Origin of the sequence: Pseudenemella bisphenolivorans (genome assembly GCF_051133435.1) — a bacterium.
GTDB lineage: Bacteria > Actinomycetota > Actinomycetes > Propionibacteriales > Propionibacteriaceae > JAAYAO01.
The window spans coordinates 392,944-407,665 of sequence record NZ_JBPGNY010000003.1 but is presented as its reverse complement, the minus strand read 5'-3'; the positions used below and the strand labels follow the sequence as shown (position 1 = coordinate 407,665).

The following is a 14,722-nucleotide window of genomic DNA, read 5'->3' as shown; positions in this document are numbered from 1 at the left end:
AAGACATGACCGACTCGCGTTCCGCCGATCTGTTCGCCCGTGCCCAGCGGGTGATTCCCGGGGGCGTCAACTCCCCGGTGCGCGCCTACGGGGCGGTCGGCGGCACACCCCGGTTCATCACCGCCGCCCGGGGCGCCTACCTCACCGATGCCGACGGCAACGAGTTGGTCGACCTGGTCGGTTCCTGGGGCCCGATGCTGCTCGGCCACGCTCACCCCGCAGTACTGGAGGCGGTCAGCCGGGCCGCGGCGAAGGGAACCTCCTACGGGGCCCCCACCGAGGACGAGGTGGCGCTGGCCGAGGCGATCGTCGAGCGCACCCCGATCGAACAGGTGCGGCTGGTCAACTCCGGCACCGAGGCGACCATGTCGGTATTGCGGCTGGCCCGCGGCATCACCGGCCGCGACAAGATCATCAAATTCGCCGGCTGCTACCACGGCCACGTCGACTCCCTGCTCGTCGCGGCCGGCTCCGGTGTGGCGACCTTCGGGCATCCCGGATCGCCCGGCGTCACCGCTGCCACTGTCGGCGACACCATCGTCTGCGAGTACAACGACCGGGACGCCGTGGCCGCCGCCTTCGCCGCCCACGGTGACTCCATCGCCGCAGTGATCACCGAGGCCACCCCCGGCAACATGGGTGTCGTGCCACCGTCGATCGTGGACGGGGAGAACTTCAACGCCTACCTGCGCCGCGTCGCCCACGAACACGGCGCGCTGTTCATCTCCGACGAGGTGATGACCGGCTTCCGGGTCTCCGCCTCGGGCATGTACGGCCTGGACGGGGTCCAGCCCGATCTGATGACTTTCGGCAAGGTGATGGGCGGTGGATTCCCCGCTGCCGCTTTCGGTGGGGCGGCCGAGTACATGGCCCACCTGTCACCGGTCGGATCGGTCTACCAGGCCGGCACCCTGTCGGGTAACCCGGTCGCGGCCGCCGCCGGGCGCACCACCCTGGAACTGGCCACCCCCGAGGTCTACGCCCACCTGGACGTGGCGGCCGAGAAACTTCGCGCCGAGGTCGCTGAAGCGCTGACCGCCGCCGGCGTCCCGCATGTGATTCAGCACACTGCGAACCTGTTCAGCGTCTTCTTCACCCCCGCCGAGATCACCTCGGTGCCCGACTACCCGACCGCGCAACGCCAGTCGTCCAAGGCCTACGGGGCCTTCTTCCACGCCATGTTGGACGCGGGCGTCAATCTTGCCCCGAGTGCCTTCGAGGCCTGGTTCGTGTCCGCGGCACACGATGACGTTGCGTTGTCACGTATCGTCGAGGCGTTGCCCGCGGCCGCCCGGGCAGCAGCGAGCACGCTCGAGGGCTGAGCGGGCCCGCGTCCGCCACATGCCGATGAAGTTTCCCGCGACAGGAGTCGACCAGTGACCACCACCCGCGTCCACTTGATGCGTCACGGCGAGGTACACAACCCCGGCCGGGTGCTGTACGGGCGCCTGCCCGGGTACAACCTCTCCGAACGTGGCCGGCAGATGGCCGAGCGGATGGCCGACCACTGGGCCCAGCACGACATCACCCACCTGGTCTGCTCGCCGCTGGAACGTGCCCGGCAGACCATCGCCCCCACCGCCGAGCGCCTCGGCCTGGAGCCGACCATCGACCACCGGGTGATCGAGGCCGCGAACACCCTGCAGGGCCGGGTGATCAACTCCCGCCGCAGCGACCTGTTCAAGCCCTGGGTGTGGTGGCATCTGCGCAACCCGCTGCGTCCGAGCTGGGGCGAGAGCTACCAGGACATCGCCGCCCGGATGCGCGCGGCCGTGGTGGACGCCGCGAGTGCCGCCGACGGCCACGAAGCGCTGATCGTCACCCATCAGTTGCCGATCTGGCTGGCCCGCCTGTCGGCCGAGGGACGCCGGTTGGTGCACAACCCGGCCCGCCGCGAATGCACCCTGGCCAGCGTCACCACGCTGATCTTCGTGGACGGACGACTGGCCGGCACCGAGTACCGCGAGCCCGTCGCCGACCTGCTGCCGCCCAAGGACAAGAAGCTGCTGGCCGGTCTGTGATGAGCATTCTGCGGCGCGCCCTGGTGCTGTTCGGGGTGCTCACCCTGGGCTTGGTGCTGTCGGCCTGCGGCAATGACCGACCCACCACCCAGGAAGGTTTCGTGGGCGGGGACGGCGGCCTCACCATCGTCCCGCCCGACGAGCGCGAACCGGCACCGATGATCTCGGGGCCCGACCTGGCCTCCGAGGGCGAGATCTCGCTCGCCGACCACGCCGGCAAGGTGATCGTGCTGAACGTCTGGGGATCGTGGTGTGCCCCGTGCCGCGCCGAAGCCCCCGACCTGGTGGCCGCGGCCGCCGAAACCGAGGGCACCGCGCAGTTCGTCGGGTTGAACACCCGCGACCTCGGCAAGGCCCAGGGCATGAAGTTCGTCGCCGAACAGGGCATTCCCTATCCCAGCATCTTCGACCCGCAGGGCGAGTTGCTGTTGGAGTTCTCCGGCACCATCCCGCCCAGCGGCATCCCCACCACGTTGGTGATCGACAAGGAAGGACGGGTCGCCGCCCGGGTGATCGGGGAGGTCAACAAGACCACCCTGGTCGGCCTGGTCGAGGACATCGCGGCCGGTAAGTGATGTCGATGGTGTTGTTGGACCTGAGCGTGTCCGGTCTGTTGACCGGGTCACTGCTGCTCGCCCTGCCGGTGGCCGCCTTCGCCGGGCTGGTGTCCTTCTTCTCCCCGTGCGTGGTGCCGCTGCTGCCGGGCTACCTGTCCTATGCCACCGGCCTGGGTGCCCAGGAGGTCACCGGCGGTAAGGGCCCACGCGGACGGTTGCTGCTCGGCACCGCCTTGTTCATCCTCGGGTTCACCGCGGTCTTCGTCACCACCGGGGTACTGGCCGGCACCGCCGGGCGCTGGCTGATGGAGTACTCCCCGGTACTCACCCGCATCTTCGGCGTACTGGTGATTCTGCTCGGCCTGGCCTTCGCCGGGCTGTTGCCGCTGGGCAGATCCGACGTCCGGCTGCGCTGGGTGCCCCGGGCCGGGCTCGCCGCCGCCCCGCTGCTCGGGGTCGTCCTCGGCCTGGGCTGGACCCCCTGCATCGGCCCCGCACTGTCGGTGGTGCTCACCATGGCCCTGACCGAGGGCAGCGCCCTGCGTGGCGGTGTGCTCGCCCTGGCCTACTGCCTCGGACTGGGCGTCCCCTTCCTGGTCGCCGCTTTGGCCTTCGGCCGGATGCGCCGACTGGTGCAGTTCGTGCAACGCCACCAGCAGATCGTGATGCGCATCGGTGGCCTGGTGATGGTGGCGGTCGGGGTACTGATGGTCACCGGCGGCTGGGACTGGCTGATGGGGATGGCCCGCCAGTGGGTGAGCGGATTCGAGGTACTGATCTGATGTCGCACACCGCCACCGAGGAAACCCGTCCGGCCCCGCCGACCAAGGAACCCGGCCTGCGGGCCCTGGGACGCTGGGCCTGGGGTGCGCTGACCAGCATGCGCACCGCGCTGATCCTGCTGTTCCTGCTCGCGATCGCCGCGATCCCCGGATCGCTGGTGCCGCAGCGTCCGGTCACCCCGATTCAGGTCAACGAGTTCCTCACCGACAACCCCACCCTGGGCAAGATCTACGACGCCCTGGGCTTCTTCGACGTCTACTCCTCACCCTGGTTCTCGGCGATCTACCTGCTGCTGTTGGTGTCGCTGATCGGCTGCATCGTGCCCCGAATCGGCGTCTACGCCAAGGCCCTGCGCCGTCAACCACCGGCCGCCCCCGCCCGGTTGAACCGGCTGCCGGTCTCGGCCACCATCACCCTGGACGACCCGTCCGCCCTGCCCCGGATCGCCGAGGAACTGCGCCGCCGCCGATTCCGGGTGGCCACCACCGACACCACCGTGTCGGCCGAACGCGGCTACCTGCGCGAGATGGGCAACCTGATCTTCCACCTCAGCCTCACCCTGCTGCTGGTCGGTGTGGCGGTCGGTGCGCTGTGGGGTTTCAAGGGCACCGCGATCGTGGTGGAGGGGTACGGCTTCTCGAACAACCTCAGCCAGTACGACGACATCTCCGCCGGCGCCCGGTTCAGCGAACGCGACCTCAAACCCTTCTCGGTGAAGGTGAACTCCTTCCATGCCGAGTTCGAAACCGGCCCCGTCCAGCACGGCGCGGCCCGGGTCTTCACCGCCGACGTCACCGTCACCGACCATCCGGGAGCCGAACCGCGCAACGAAGCCCTCGAGGTGAACCACCCGGTGATGGTGGGCAGCACCCAGGTGCACCTGAACGCCCACGGCTATGCCCCCATCGTCGAGGTGCGCGACGGTGACGGCAACATCGCCTTCGCCGGCCCGGTGGTCTTCCTGCCCCAGGACGGCATGTTCACCTCACTCGGGGTGATCAAGGCCCCCGACGCCCGCCCCCAGCGGCTCGCCTTCGAAGGCTTCTTCCTGCCCTCGGCCACCGTGGATGATCAGGGCCCGCGATCAACCTTCCCCGACGCCACGTCCCCCGAGTTGTTCCTCAACGTGTGGCACGGCCCGCCCAAGGAGACCGAATCCGGCGTGCCCGAGAACGTCTACACCCTCGACACCACCGGCCTGGAACAGATCACCAAGGACGGGGACGTGCTGCGGCTGCGGCTCAAACCCGGCACCGAGGTCGAACTGCCCGACAACCTGGGCACGATCAGCTTCGTCGGCTGGAACCGCTGGGTGAAACTCCAGGTCTCCGAACAACCCGGGGTGCCGGTGATCGTGATCGGCGTGGTCATCGCCATCGCCGGCCTGCTGCTGTCGCTGTTCATCCGGCCCCGCCGGATCTGGGCCCGGCTCACCCCGTCCGACGGCGGACACACCCTCAGCATCGGCGGCCTCGACCGCGCCGACGCCCGCCTCGGCCTGGTCGATGAAGTTCAAGCTCTCGTCGACCTTTTCCCCGAGGCCGAACAGCCCGAGGATTGACCGCCGCACATGACCGTGGGGCGGCCGCCGATGCGAACCGCCCCACAGCACACCGAACTCAGCCCTCGGTCAGCCAGGCCTTCCCCGTCGTTTCGATCGAGCGGGCGAAGCTCACCCCGGTGACCTCGGCATACCTGGGCAGAATCGAATCGGGATCCAGCACCTGTTCCGGGCTCAGGACGCCGCGCCGGGTGATCGCACCGGTGGCAATCCGGGCGACGGTCTCGGCGGCCGGCCAGGCCGTTTCGGCACCGGGGCTGCCCTTCTTGGTCGCCCACTCGATCAACTGGTCCAGCACCACGCGGGTGGGTTTCTGGTCCAAGGTGCCCTCAACGATGGTGCGCAGCGGCACCCCGCGGTGACTGCGCTGCGGGGTCAGGCCCGGGATCCGGGCACCCTGGGGGCTGTCCAGCAGGTGCGCCAGGAAGGTGCGCGGGGACAGGCCCAGGCTCGGCACCGGTTCGTCGGAGTTCAGGCCGAGCCGGTTGAACAGTTGCCAGGTTTCGTTGGCCTCCGGTTCCAGCCACGACCAACGGATCGTGGCCCGCTGCAGGTCGGGGTACGACCGGCCCAGGCACAGCGGCTCGGGGTGGCCCAGGTAGCCGAAGGAGCCACCGCCGTAGCCCTCGGCCATCTGCTCGTCCCGGGTGCCGGTCCAGGCGTCCACCTGCTCGAAGCGGCCGTCCAGGTACTGGGTGACCTGTCCCGACAGGGAGTCCAGCATGTGCTCGTTGATGGTGACGCCGAAGCTGGCCATCGGGGGAATGCCCAAGAAGATGTCGACGCTGTCGGCGACATCGAGGCTTTCGATGCCCCAGCGGGCCACCACATTCGAGATCCCCGGGGTGGCCCCACAGCCGATCACCACGGTGGCGTCGGCGGCGGCGGCCGCCCGGTCGAGGTCGGCGTCCAACAGCACTTCGGCGGCCACGACGTCCTCATCACAGACGTCGAGGTAGTGGGTTCCGGCGGCTACACAGGCCCGCAACACCACCGAACCGAAACGGCTGAACGGGCCCACCGCGCTGGCAACCAGGTCGCAGTCGGCGACCAGAGCGGCGAGGGCTTCCGGGTCGGTGATGTCGACCTGACGGGCTTCGGCACCGACCTCACCGGCCACGGTTCGGGCCCGATCCACGTCGATGTCGGCGACGGTGAGCGAGCAACCGGGCAACTCTCCGGCGGATATTCGGCGGGACAACTCCGCCGCGATGCCACGGGAGATCCCGCCGGCTCCGAGAACGGTGATCTGCATGTCTGGGGCTCCTCGATCATCGGAAAACATTATTCAACACTATTGAATAGTTTCGCGTGCCACGTCAATGGACGGTTTCGATGACCTACGCTGAGCGCGTGTCGCAGTTGCGTGAAGAAACCATGGACGTGATGTCCGAACTGACCGTGGAGCTGGGACAGCAGTTTTCCGCCGGATCCAAGCGCGTCTCACTCACACCGGTGCGCACCGCAGTGCTCCACGAACTCAGCGTGCGCGGTAACCAACGGCTGACCCAGCTCTGTGAGGCAATGGCGATGAGCCCCCAGCAAGTCAGTGTGCTGGTGGACGCCCTGGTGGAGCGCGGTCTGGTCAGCCGCACCCGAGACCCCGAGGACGGCCGCGCGGTGCTGATCGACCTGACCGACGAGGGACGCGAAACCTCCGCGGTGATCGCCCGGATGCGCGTCGGCGTGGCCGAACGTTTGTTGGGACAGTTCGATGAGGACGAACTGGTGACCCTGCGCGACCTGATCCACCGGGTACTGATGCAGGCGCGGAACATGCGCGAGGCCTGAAACGGAACGTGGATGCGACGAAATCAGTCTTCATGCATCATGATGGGGCACTTGAAGGGGCGATAACGCCGGGAAGGATCCACTGATGGACCTGTCGACTCTGTCCACCCAAGCCATGACCACCGCCTGGGTCGTGTACCTGATCGCGATGGTTGCCCATGCCTTGGAGTGGTCGGTGGCGCGCAACCTCAGCACCAAGGTCGAGCGCAAACGGCGCCGGGTGCTGGTCGGTGCCGGCGCAGCAGCGGGTGCCGACCTGCCGACCGCCACCGAGGAAACCCGGGTCGAGACCACCGAAGACCCGCGGCTCGCCCGATTCGGCAAGGTCGGTCTGTTGTTGACCACCGTCGCCTTCGTCTTTCACCTGGTTGGTGTCGTCACCCGCGGCTTGGCGGGCGACCGCTTCCCCTGGGCGAACATGTACGAGTTCATCACCAGCACCCTGCTGTTCGTGGTGGCCGCCTACCTGGTCGGTGCGGTGCGCTTCGGCATGCGCTGGGCCGGCCTGTTCGTGACCCTCCTGAGCACCATCGGCATCGGTCTGGCCGTCACGGTCTTCTACGTCGACGTCGCACCGCTGGTGCCGGCCCTGCACTCGGTGTGGTTCGTGATCCACATCGTCACCGCAGCGGTGTCGGCGGCCGCCTTCAACCTGGGCGCGGTCGCCACGATCCTGTACCTGGTGCGGGATCGGGCCGAACGCAAGGGCACCGTCCGCGGTTACCTGGCCAAGCTGCCCAGTGCTGAACGTCTCGACGTGATCGCCTACCGCTTCCACGCCTTCTCCTTCCCGCTGTGGACCTTCACCATCGCCGCCGGAGCGGTCTGGGCCCAGTTCGCCTGGGGCCGGTTCTGGGGTTGGGACCCGAAGGAAACCTGGTCGCTGATCACCTGGGTCGCCTACGCCGCCTACCTGCACGCCCGGGCCACCGCCGGGTGGCGCGGACGCAAGGCGGCGGTGATCGCCCTGATCGGTGTGGCCACCTTCTGGTTCAACTACATCGGGGTCAACATGCTGATCCCCGGCCTGCACTCCTACGCCGGAATCTGATCCCCAAGCACCCTGCACGGCACCGGTGCAGTCGGTGGATATGCCTACGATGGTGCCCATGGCTGACCTGCACTACGACCTCTGCATCATCGGATCCGGCTCGGGCAACTCCATTCCCGACGAACGATTCGCCGACTGGAAGGTCGCCATGGTCGACCGCGGGGTCGGCATCGAAGACGTCTTCGGCGGCACCTGCCTCAATGTCGGCTGCATCCCGACCAAGATGTTCGTCCACCCCGCAGACCTGGCCGCCTCGGTCGACCACGCCCGCGCGCTCGGGGTTGACTTGAGCCTGGACGGGGTCGCCTGGAAGCAGATCCACGACCGGATCTTCGGCCGAATCGATCCGATCGCGCAGGGTGGCGAGGAATACCGCGCCGGCAACGTCGACCTCTACCGCGGCACCGCCGAGTTCGTGGCCGACAAGCGGCTGCGGGTCGGGGACACCGAGTTCACCGCCGACCGGATCGTGCTGGCCGCCGGCAGCCGGCCGCGCAGGCTCGATTGCCCCGGTGCGGACCAGATCGTCTGCCATACCTCCGACACCGTGATGCACCTGTCCGAGTTGCCCGAAACCATGGTGATTCTGGGTGGCGGGTTCATCGCCGCCGAGTTCGCCCACATCTTTGGTTCCTTCGGCGTCGACGTGACGATCATCAACCGCTCCCCGCTGATGCTGCGCCAGCAGGACGAGGAGGTCGCGCGCCGCTTCACCGAACTGGCCGCCGGCAAGTGGAACCTGCGGATGAGCGAGTCGGTCACCCGGGTCGAACCCCTCGACGGCGACCGGGTGCGGATCCACACCCGCGCCGGCGACGACGAGAACGGCACCGACCACAGCTACGAGGCCGACGTGGTGCTGCTCGCGGTCGGCCGGGTACCGAACAGTGACACCCTCAACCTGTCGGCCGGCGGTGTCGAGGTGGACGAGGGCGGACTGGTGATCGTCGACGAATACCAGCGCACCACTGCCGACGGGGTGTGGGCGCTGGGCGATGTCAGCTCGGAGCACCAGTTGAAGCATGTTGCCAACCACGAGGCGAAGGTGGTGCAACACAATCTGCTGCACCCCGACAACCTGATCGCCAGCGACCACCGCTACGTCCCCGGTGCGGTGTTCAGCAAGCCGCAGGTCGCCTCGGTCGGACTCACCGAGGCCGATGCCAAGGACCAGGGCCTCGACTACGTCACCGCCGTCCAGGAGTACGGCTCGATCGCGTACGGCTGGGCGATGGAGGACACCGAACACTTCGCCAAGCTGATCGCCGACCGCAGCACCGGCAAACTGCTCGGCGGACACATCATGGGCCCCCAGGCCGCGACCCTGATCCAGCCGGTCATCCAGGCCCTGCACTTCGACCTGGGAGCGCGCGAGATGGCCACCGGTCAGTACTGGATCCACCCGGCCATGCCCGAGCTGATCGAGAACGCCCTGCTCTCGCTGCCCCTGGAAGATTCGTGACCCGGCTGCGCTGGGCCGGGCTGGCTGCGCTGAGTCTGGTGCTGGCCGCCTGCGCCGGAGCGCCACAAAGCGGTGGCACCCCGACCCGCGCGCCGGAGAGCCCGGTATCGGACAGCAGCCCGGCACCCGAGTCGAGTCCGGCCTCCGAAACCCCCGCGGGTGCATCGTCGTGTCGGGCAATGGTTGACCGGATGTCGCCGCAGGAACAGTCCGGGCTGCTGTTCATGGTCGCGATCACCAACGACGCCGTCCCGGATGCCGCCACCATGCAGGTCATCACCGATCACGAGATCGGCAGCGTGGTGTTGCTCGGCAACACCACCCAAGGGGTCGAACAGGTCCGTGAGTTCACCGACCTGCTGCGCGAGGAGGTCGGCGAGGACGTGCTGATCGCCGTCGACCAGGAGGGTGGGCAGGTGCAGCGCCTGCAGGGCCCCGGCTTCGACTCGATGCCGGACGCGGTCGAGCAGGCCCAAGCCGACGACTTGGCCGCCGACGCCCAACGCTGGGGTGAACAACTCGCCGAGGCCGGGGTGAACGTGAACCTGGCCCCGGTGGCCGACCACGTACCCGAGGAGATGGCGAGCGCCAATGAGCCGGTCGCCAAACTGCGCCGGGGCTACTCCTCCGACCCGGACGAGATCGGGGCGGCGGTCACCGACTACGTGCGCGGCATGAGCGAGGCCGGGGTGGGCACCACCTTGAAGCACTACCCGGGCTTGGGCCGGGTCGTCGGCAACCCCGACTTCGCCGACCGGGTGGTCGATGACCGCACCACCCGGGACGATCCGGGGTTGGCCCCCTTCGCCACCGGACTGGAAGCGGGCGCCTCGATGCTGATGGTCTCATCGGCGACCTACACCAAGATCGACCCCGATCATCAAGCGGTGTTCTCGAAGGTGATCCTGCAGGAGATGATCCGCGGTGATCTCAACTTCGACGGTGTGGTGATCTCCGACGACCTCGGCGTGGCCGAGAACCTGGCCTCGGTGCCGGTGGCCGATCGCGGATGGCAGTTCGTGGCCGCCGGGGGAGATCTGGTGATCAATGCCGACCCGGCCAAGGCTGCGGCCATGTCGGAGAAAATGATCGGGCAGATGCAGGACGATCCGGAGTTCGCCGAACAGGTCGCGACCTCGGCCACCAGGGTGCTGAGCTTGAAGTCCGACCTCGGCCTGGTCGACTGCACCCCCTGAGCGCTTAGAGCCGGGCGCGGACGTGCAGGCCGACGTCCGGGTCGACCAGCACCTCCTGGGCGGCCGAGACCTCGTTCTCCGGCCCGCAGGTGAGCGTCGCGTCCACCGGCACATTGCGCTTCACCAGCGCCAGCGCCACCGGTCCGAGTTCCCAGTGCTGGGCGACCGAACCGACGAAGCCGATCTCCCGGTCGGCGTTGGCCACCGGGCTGCCGGTGGGGGGCAGTACGTCGACCGACCCGTCCAGCAACAACCGCACCAGCCGGCGGGGCGGGCGTCCCAGGGTGTGCACGCGGGCGACGGTCTCCTGGCCGCGATAACAGCCCTTGTCCAGGTGGGTGCCGACCAGCCCGATCTCATTGGGAATGGTGCGGTGATCGGTATCCACCCCGAATCGCGGATACCCGGCCGCGACCCGCAGGGCGGTGTAGGCCCACATGCCGGCCTCGTCGCCGAGCTGCTCGGTCACCGCGGCACGGGCATCGGCCTCGAAGAACACCTCGGTGCCACCCCACGGGCAGGCACGCAGGGCAAGTACCCCGGTGGTCAACAGGTCGGCCACGTCCTCGGGGACACGTGGGGTCCACAGCAGACCGGCGTCCGGACGTGCACTCATCTCCACCCGGGACATGAACTTCATCGATTCCAACCAGGTCAGCAGTGCCTCGCCGTGGCCGGGGGCGGTGTGCACCCACAGCCGGGTGCCGTCGTCGACCATCTCCAGACCGTGCTCGATGTGCCCGGTGGGGGAGAGCACGAAGGCGGTGGTGGCCTGCCCGGGAGCCAAGTTGGTGAGGTGTTGGGTGGTCAGGGCGTGCAGCCAGGTCAGCCGGTCGACCCCCTCGATGGTGCACAGGTCGTAGTGGCTGAGGTCGACGAATCCGTCCCCGGCGCTCAGCGTGCGCTGCTCGCGGATCGGGTCGCCGCTGTGCCACAGCGCTCCGGTGTCGATGCCCTCGACAACTTCGACCCTCACTGCGCCACCTTCTTCAACCGGGCCCACATGTAGGGCTGCAATTGGTGCTCCTCGGTCTGGCGGTCGAAGGCGTACATCAGGTCGCCCTCGACCTGCCCGTACAGCCGGGTGCCGCCGGTGTAGGCCATTGCGGTGCGGGTGCGGGCCACCGCATCGGTGGTCAGGTCGACCCGCGCGCCGGTGATATTGCCGAACCAGATCTCGGAGTAGCCCTCCGGGTGGCACATCACCACCTCGACCGTGCCGTCCCGCTGCGGGCGCCAGAACCCGGTCTCCATCGAGCGGGCGCTCTTCGGCTGGCGCTTCTCGTCCAGTTCCCAGGTCTGGGACATGTAGTGCAGGTAATCCCCGCCGTTGTCGGTGAACTCCACCTGCTGGCCGAACTCGAACTTGCCGACGCCCGGCCACTCGCCGTGGCCTTCGCCGACCCAGCGGCCACGCATCCAGGCCAGCGCGACCAGTTCCGGGCTCAGATCGGACGGGATCTCGAACATAGGTTTGCTCCTCATCGGTGGACCACCCGAGTCTAGGCGCTCGGGCCGCATCGGCGGTGCCGGTTCAACGGGTTACCCTCGCTGGCATGCGAGTGGTGTTGCAGCGGGTGACCCGGGCCGCGGTTCGGGTGGACGACCAAATCGTTGGTGAGATCGACCGGCCGGGATTGGTGGTGTTGCTCGGGGTGACCCACAGTGACACCCCCGAAACCGCCACCCGGCTGGCCGCCAAGGTATGGAAGCAGCGAATTCTGCGTGATGAGGTGTCCTGCTCCGATATCGGTGCCCCGCTGCTGGTGATCAGCCAGTTCACCCTGTACGCCGACACCCGCAAGGGCCGCCGCCCCTCCTGGAACGAGGCCGCCCCCGCTGCGGTGGGCGAACCGCTCTACGAGGCCTTCGTCGAGGCCCTGCGCGAGTTGGGGGCCGAGGTTGCCACCGGGCGGTTCGGCGCAATGATGGCGGTGGAACTGGTCAATGACGGCCCGGTCACCCTGATCATGGACGCCTGAGCCTCAACCCGGTCGATATCGTGTGACATTTTGTCTGCGGGGTGAACAAGAAGTCACACGTTAATCGTGTTTCGGGTGGGTCGGATCATCGAGGAACAGTCGGCCACCGTTGATCCGGTCCTCGTGATCGTGCAGGGCGCCGAGGCCGTAGGCGATTTCCAGGTTGTGCCGGGTCAGCACTTCCTCCGGGGTGCCGTTGGCCACCACCCGGCCACTCATCAACACCACGTGATCGGCGGCACGGGCCTCGTCCAGATCGTGGGTGGTGAGCACGACCGTGTGGCCATGCTCCCGCTCGTCGTGAATGATCTTGTCGATCTTGCGCGCCGACAGCAGGTCCAGCCCGGTCAACGGCTCATCGAGCAGCAGCACCTCATGGCCCTGGGCCAGCCCTTGGGCCACATACACCCGCTGCCGCTGGCCACCGGAGAGTTCGCCGAGATGCCGCTTGGCCAGATCGGTGATCTCCAGCCGCTCCATCGCCTCGGCCACCTTGGCCCGGTCGCTGCGGCCCATCCGGCCGAACCAGCCAAGTTGGGCGTAGCGGCCCATCGCGACGGTTTCGCGCACCGTGATCGGGGTGCCCTCGGGGTACTGCACCGACTGCATCACATAGCTGATCCGGTGCCCCGCCTCGGGCAACTCGGTGATCGTGAGGGATCCGGAGCGGGGTTCGATCACCCCGGCCAGGGCATGCAGCAGGGTCGATTTGCCCGACCCGTTCGGGCCGATGATCGCCACCACCGACTGCGCCGGCAGGGTGAAGCTGGACGCGCTCATCGCCACGTGGTTGCCGTAGGCGAGCACCAGGTCTTCGGCCTTGGCGAACCAGCTCATTCCAGGGTTCCCTTCAACGGGTCCAGCGCACTGGACGCGCGGCGGTCCTGCCGGTCGCGCACCTGCCGGAAGATCTGCTTGGCGATCAGCATGACGAAGAACATCGTGATCGGCACCAGGGCCATCGTGGCCGACCCGGCGGTGCCCAGGTGGTAGCTGATCATCAGCCCGAGCCACACCGAGAAAGCACCGACCAGCAGCGAGATCACGAACATCTGCTTCACCGTGCGGGCCACCAGCGCGGCGAAGGCCGGCGGACCAACCAGCAGGCCGAACACCAGCAGGGTGCCCACCGCTCGGAAGGAGCCGATCACCGCAGCGGCGATCAGTACCAACAGCAGGATGTGGGTCAGTTTGGGGTGCATGCCCAGCGAACGGGCCTTCTGCGGTGAGAACGACAGCGCCAGCAGCGGCCGGTACAGCACCAGCGATGCCGCGATGATCACCACCGCCATCACCGTCTGGGCGATCAGATCGGTTCTGGTGACGCCCATGATGTCGCCGAACAGGATGCTGGTCAGGCTGCCGGTGTAGCTGGTGGCCTTGGAGATGATCGTCACCCCCAAGGCCATCATGCCGACGAAGAGCAGCCCGATGCCGGTGTCCTCCTTCAAGGTGGTCCACCGGTGTACCGCCTCCACGCCCAACACCATCGCGAAGGCGGCCACCGCTGCGCCCAGGTAGGGCGAGAAGTCGAACAGCACGGCTGCGGCAATGCCCGGCAGCACCCCGTGTACGAAGGCGTCACCGAAGAAGTTCATCCCTCGCAGTACCAGCCACACGCCCACGACCGAGGTCATCGAGACCGCGATCAAGCCGCCGAGCAGAGCTCGCTGCTGGAACCCGAGGGCGAAGGGCTCCAAGAACCAATCCACGAACGGTCAGCCTACTTCAACGCGTCGGCGATCCGGGTGGCGTTGGTGGTCATCATGCCGGAGTAGGTCTCGGCACCCGAACCCTCGGGCCCGACCGAACCGACGTACAGCTCGACAACCTTGACGTCACGACCGGTTTCGGCGGCCAGGGATTCCACCAGCTTCGGGCTCACCGCGGAGTTGGAGAAGATCGTGGAGATGTTGCGCTCCTTGATCACCTTGACCAGTTCGGCCAGGTGCGACGAGGACGCATCACCGTCGGTCGAACCACCCGGGATCACCACGCCGGCGACCTGGAAGTCGTAAGCCTTGGCGAAGTAGGCGAAAGCATCGTGGTCGGTGATGATCACACGCTTGTCGGCCGGCACCGCCGACAGGGTCTTCTTGACCTCTTCGTCGGTCTTCTTCAGCTCGCCGCTGACCTGCTTGCCACACTCCGTGAACTTGTCATCGCCGGTGACCTCGGTCAGCTTGGCGCCGATCAGTTCGGCAGCGGTCGCCATGCGCCCGGCGTCCAGGAAGACGTGCGGGTCCTCGGGGCCGTGGTTGTGGCCCTCGTGGTCGTCGCCCTCGTTCCCGTGGTCGTGATCGGCGTGGTCGTCGCCT

16 protein-coding genes are annotated in these 14,722 nt (G+C 67.8%); 10 read left to right on the top strand and 6 right to left on the bottom strand.

Annotated features, from left to right (window positions below):
• Positions 1–5: 5 nt before the first annotated feature.
• The 5 genes from hemL to resB all read left to right on the top strand — a co-directional run bounded on the left by hemL (position 6) and on the right by resB (position 4,922).
• Entirely contained in the window at positions 6–1,322 is a 1,317-nt protein-coding gene (hemL, locus tag ACR4XW_RS09460; RefSeq protein WP_434760302.1) for a glutamate-1-semialdehyde 2,1-aminomutase, read from the top strand.
• Positions 1,323–1,400: 78 nt separating this feature from the next.
• Positions 1,401–2,021, top strand: coding sequence for a histidine phosphatase family protein (locus tag ACR4XW_RS09455; RefSeq protein ID WP_434760425.1), 621 nt, complete (start codon positions 1,401–1,403; stop codon positions 2,019–2,021).
• Complete coding sequence (locus tag ACR4XW_RS09450; RefSeq protein ID WP_434760301.1) at positions 2,021–2,596, top strand: TlpA family protein disulfide reductase; 576 nt, start codon at positions 2,021–2,023, stop codon at positions 2,594–2,596. Before ACR4XW_RS09455 ends, ACR4XW_RS09450 begins: the two co-directional genes overlap by 1 nt.
• 5 nt (positions 2,597–2,601) lie before the next feature.
• Positions 2,602–3,360 (top strand): cytochrome c biogenesis CcdA family protein, encoded by a 759-nt coding sequence (locus ACR4XW_RS09445; RefSeq protein ID WP_434760300.1) that lies wholly within the window; start codon positions 2,602–2,604, stop codon positions 3,358–3,360.
• A complete protein-coding gene (gene resB / locus ACR4XW_RS09440) occupies positions 3,360–4,922 on the top strand; it encodes a cytochrome c biogenesis protein ResB (protein ID WP_434760299.1) in 1,563 nt (520 codons plus the stop codon). Before ACR4XW_RS09445 ends, resB begins: the two co-directional genes overlap by 1 nt.
• A 58-nt stretch (positions 4,923–4,980) precedes the next feature.
• On the opposite strand, the gene ACR4XW_RS09435 is transcribed toward resB, so the two are convergent.
• Complete coding sequence (locus ACR4XW_RS09435) at positions 4,981–6,177, bottom strand: saccharopine dehydrogenase family protein (RefSeq protein ID WP_434760298.1); 1,197 nt, start codon at positions 6,175–6,177, stop codon at positions 4,981–4,983.
• A gap of 98 nt (positions 6,178–6,275) precedes the next feature.
• Here ACR4XW_RS09435 and ACR4XW_RS09430 point away from each other — a divergent pair, with 98 nt between their 5' ends.
• The 4 genes from ACR4XW_RS09430 (at position 6,276) to ACR4XW_RS09415 (ending at position 10,422) form a co-directional block, all read left to right on the top strand.
• Complete coding sequence (locus ACR4XW_RS09430) at positions 6,276–6,713, top strand: MarR family winged helix-turn-helix transcriptional regulator (protein ID WP_434760297.1); 438 nt, start codon at positions 6,276–6,278, stop codon at positions 6,711–6,713.
• An 85-nt stretch (positions 6,714–6,798) separates the two neighbouring features.
• On the top strand, positions 6,799–7,764 hold the full coding sequence (gene ccsB / locus ACR4XW_RS09425) for a c-type cytochrome biogenesis protein CcsB (RefSeq protein ID WP_434760296.1): 966 nt from the start codon (positions 6,799–6,801) through the stop codon (positions 7,762–7,764).
• A gap of 58 nt (positions 7,765–7,822) precedes the next feature.
• The gene (locus tag ACR4XW_RS09420) at positions 7,823–9,226 is read left to right on the top strand and encodes a mycothione reductase (protein WP_434760295.1); all 1,404 of its coding nucleotides are present in this window, start codon (positions 7,823–7,825) and stop codon (positions 9,224–9,226) included.
• Complete coding sequence (locus ACR4XW_RS09415) at positions 9,223–10,422, top strand: glycoside hydrolase family 3 N-terminal domain-containing protein (protein ID WP_434760294.1); 1,200 nt, start codon at positions 9,223–9,225, stop codon at positions 10,420–10,422. The genes ACR4XW_RS09420 and ACR4XW_RS09415 overlap by 4 nt, the downstream gene beginning before the upstream one ends.
• Before the next feature lie 4 nt (positions 10,423–10,426).
• Here the strand turns inward: ACR4XW_RS09415 and ygfZ are convergent, their stop codons facing one another.
• Together ygfZ and ACR4XW_RS09405 are read right to left on the bottom strand one after the other, a co-directional pair.
• Positions 10,427–11,398: a CAF17-like 4Fe-4S cluster assembly/insertion protein YgfZ gene (gene ygfZ, locus ACR4XW_RS09410; RefSeq protein WP_434760293.1), complete on the bottom strand. Its 972-nt coding sequence runs from the start codon at positions 11,396–11,398 to the stop codon at positions 10,427–10,429.
• Positions 11,395–11,907: a heme-binding beta-barrel domain-containing protein gene (locus ACR4XW_RS09405; protein ID WP_434760292.1), complete on the bottom strand. Its 513-nt coding sequence runs from the start codon at positions 11,905–11,907 to the stop codon at positions 11,395–11,397. The genes ygfZ and ACR4XW_RS09405 overlap by 4 nt, the downstream gene beginning before the upstream one ends.
• 71 nt (positions 11,908–11,978) lie before the next feature.
• On the opposite strand from ACR4XW_RS09405, the gene dtd reads away from it, so the two are divergent.
• Entirely contained in the window at positions 11,979–12,404 is a 426-nt protein-coding gene (dtd, locus tag ACR4XW_RS09400) for a D-aminoacyl-tRNA deacylase (RefSeq protein WP_434760291.1), read from the top strand.
• Positions 12,405–12,464: 60 nt separating this feature from the next.
• Here the strand turns inward: dtd and ACR4XW_RS09395 are convergent, their stop codons facing one another.
• From ACR4XW_RS09395 to ACR4XW_RS09385, 3 genes are all read right to left on the bottom strand, one after another.
• Positions 12,465–13,241: a metal ABC transporter ATP-binding protein gene (locus ACR4XW_RS09395; protein ID WP_434760290.1), complete on the bottom strand. Its 777-nt coding sequence runs from the start codon at positions 13,239–13,241 to the stop codon at positions 12,465–12,467.
• Positions 13,238–14,116, bottom strand: coding sequence for a metal ABC transporter permease (locus tag ACR4XW_RS09390; protein ID WP_434760289.1), 879 nt, complete (start codon positions 14,114–14,116; stop codon positions 13,238–13,240). Before ACR4XW_RS09390 ends, ACR4XW_RS09395 begins: the two co-directional genes overlap by 4 nt.
• 11 nt (positions 14,117–14,127) lie before the next feature.
• The coding region (locus ACR4XW_RS09385; RefSeq protein WP_434760288.1) for a metal ABC transporter substrate-binding protein at positions 14,128–14,722 on the bottom strand (595 nt) is incomplete at its 5' end.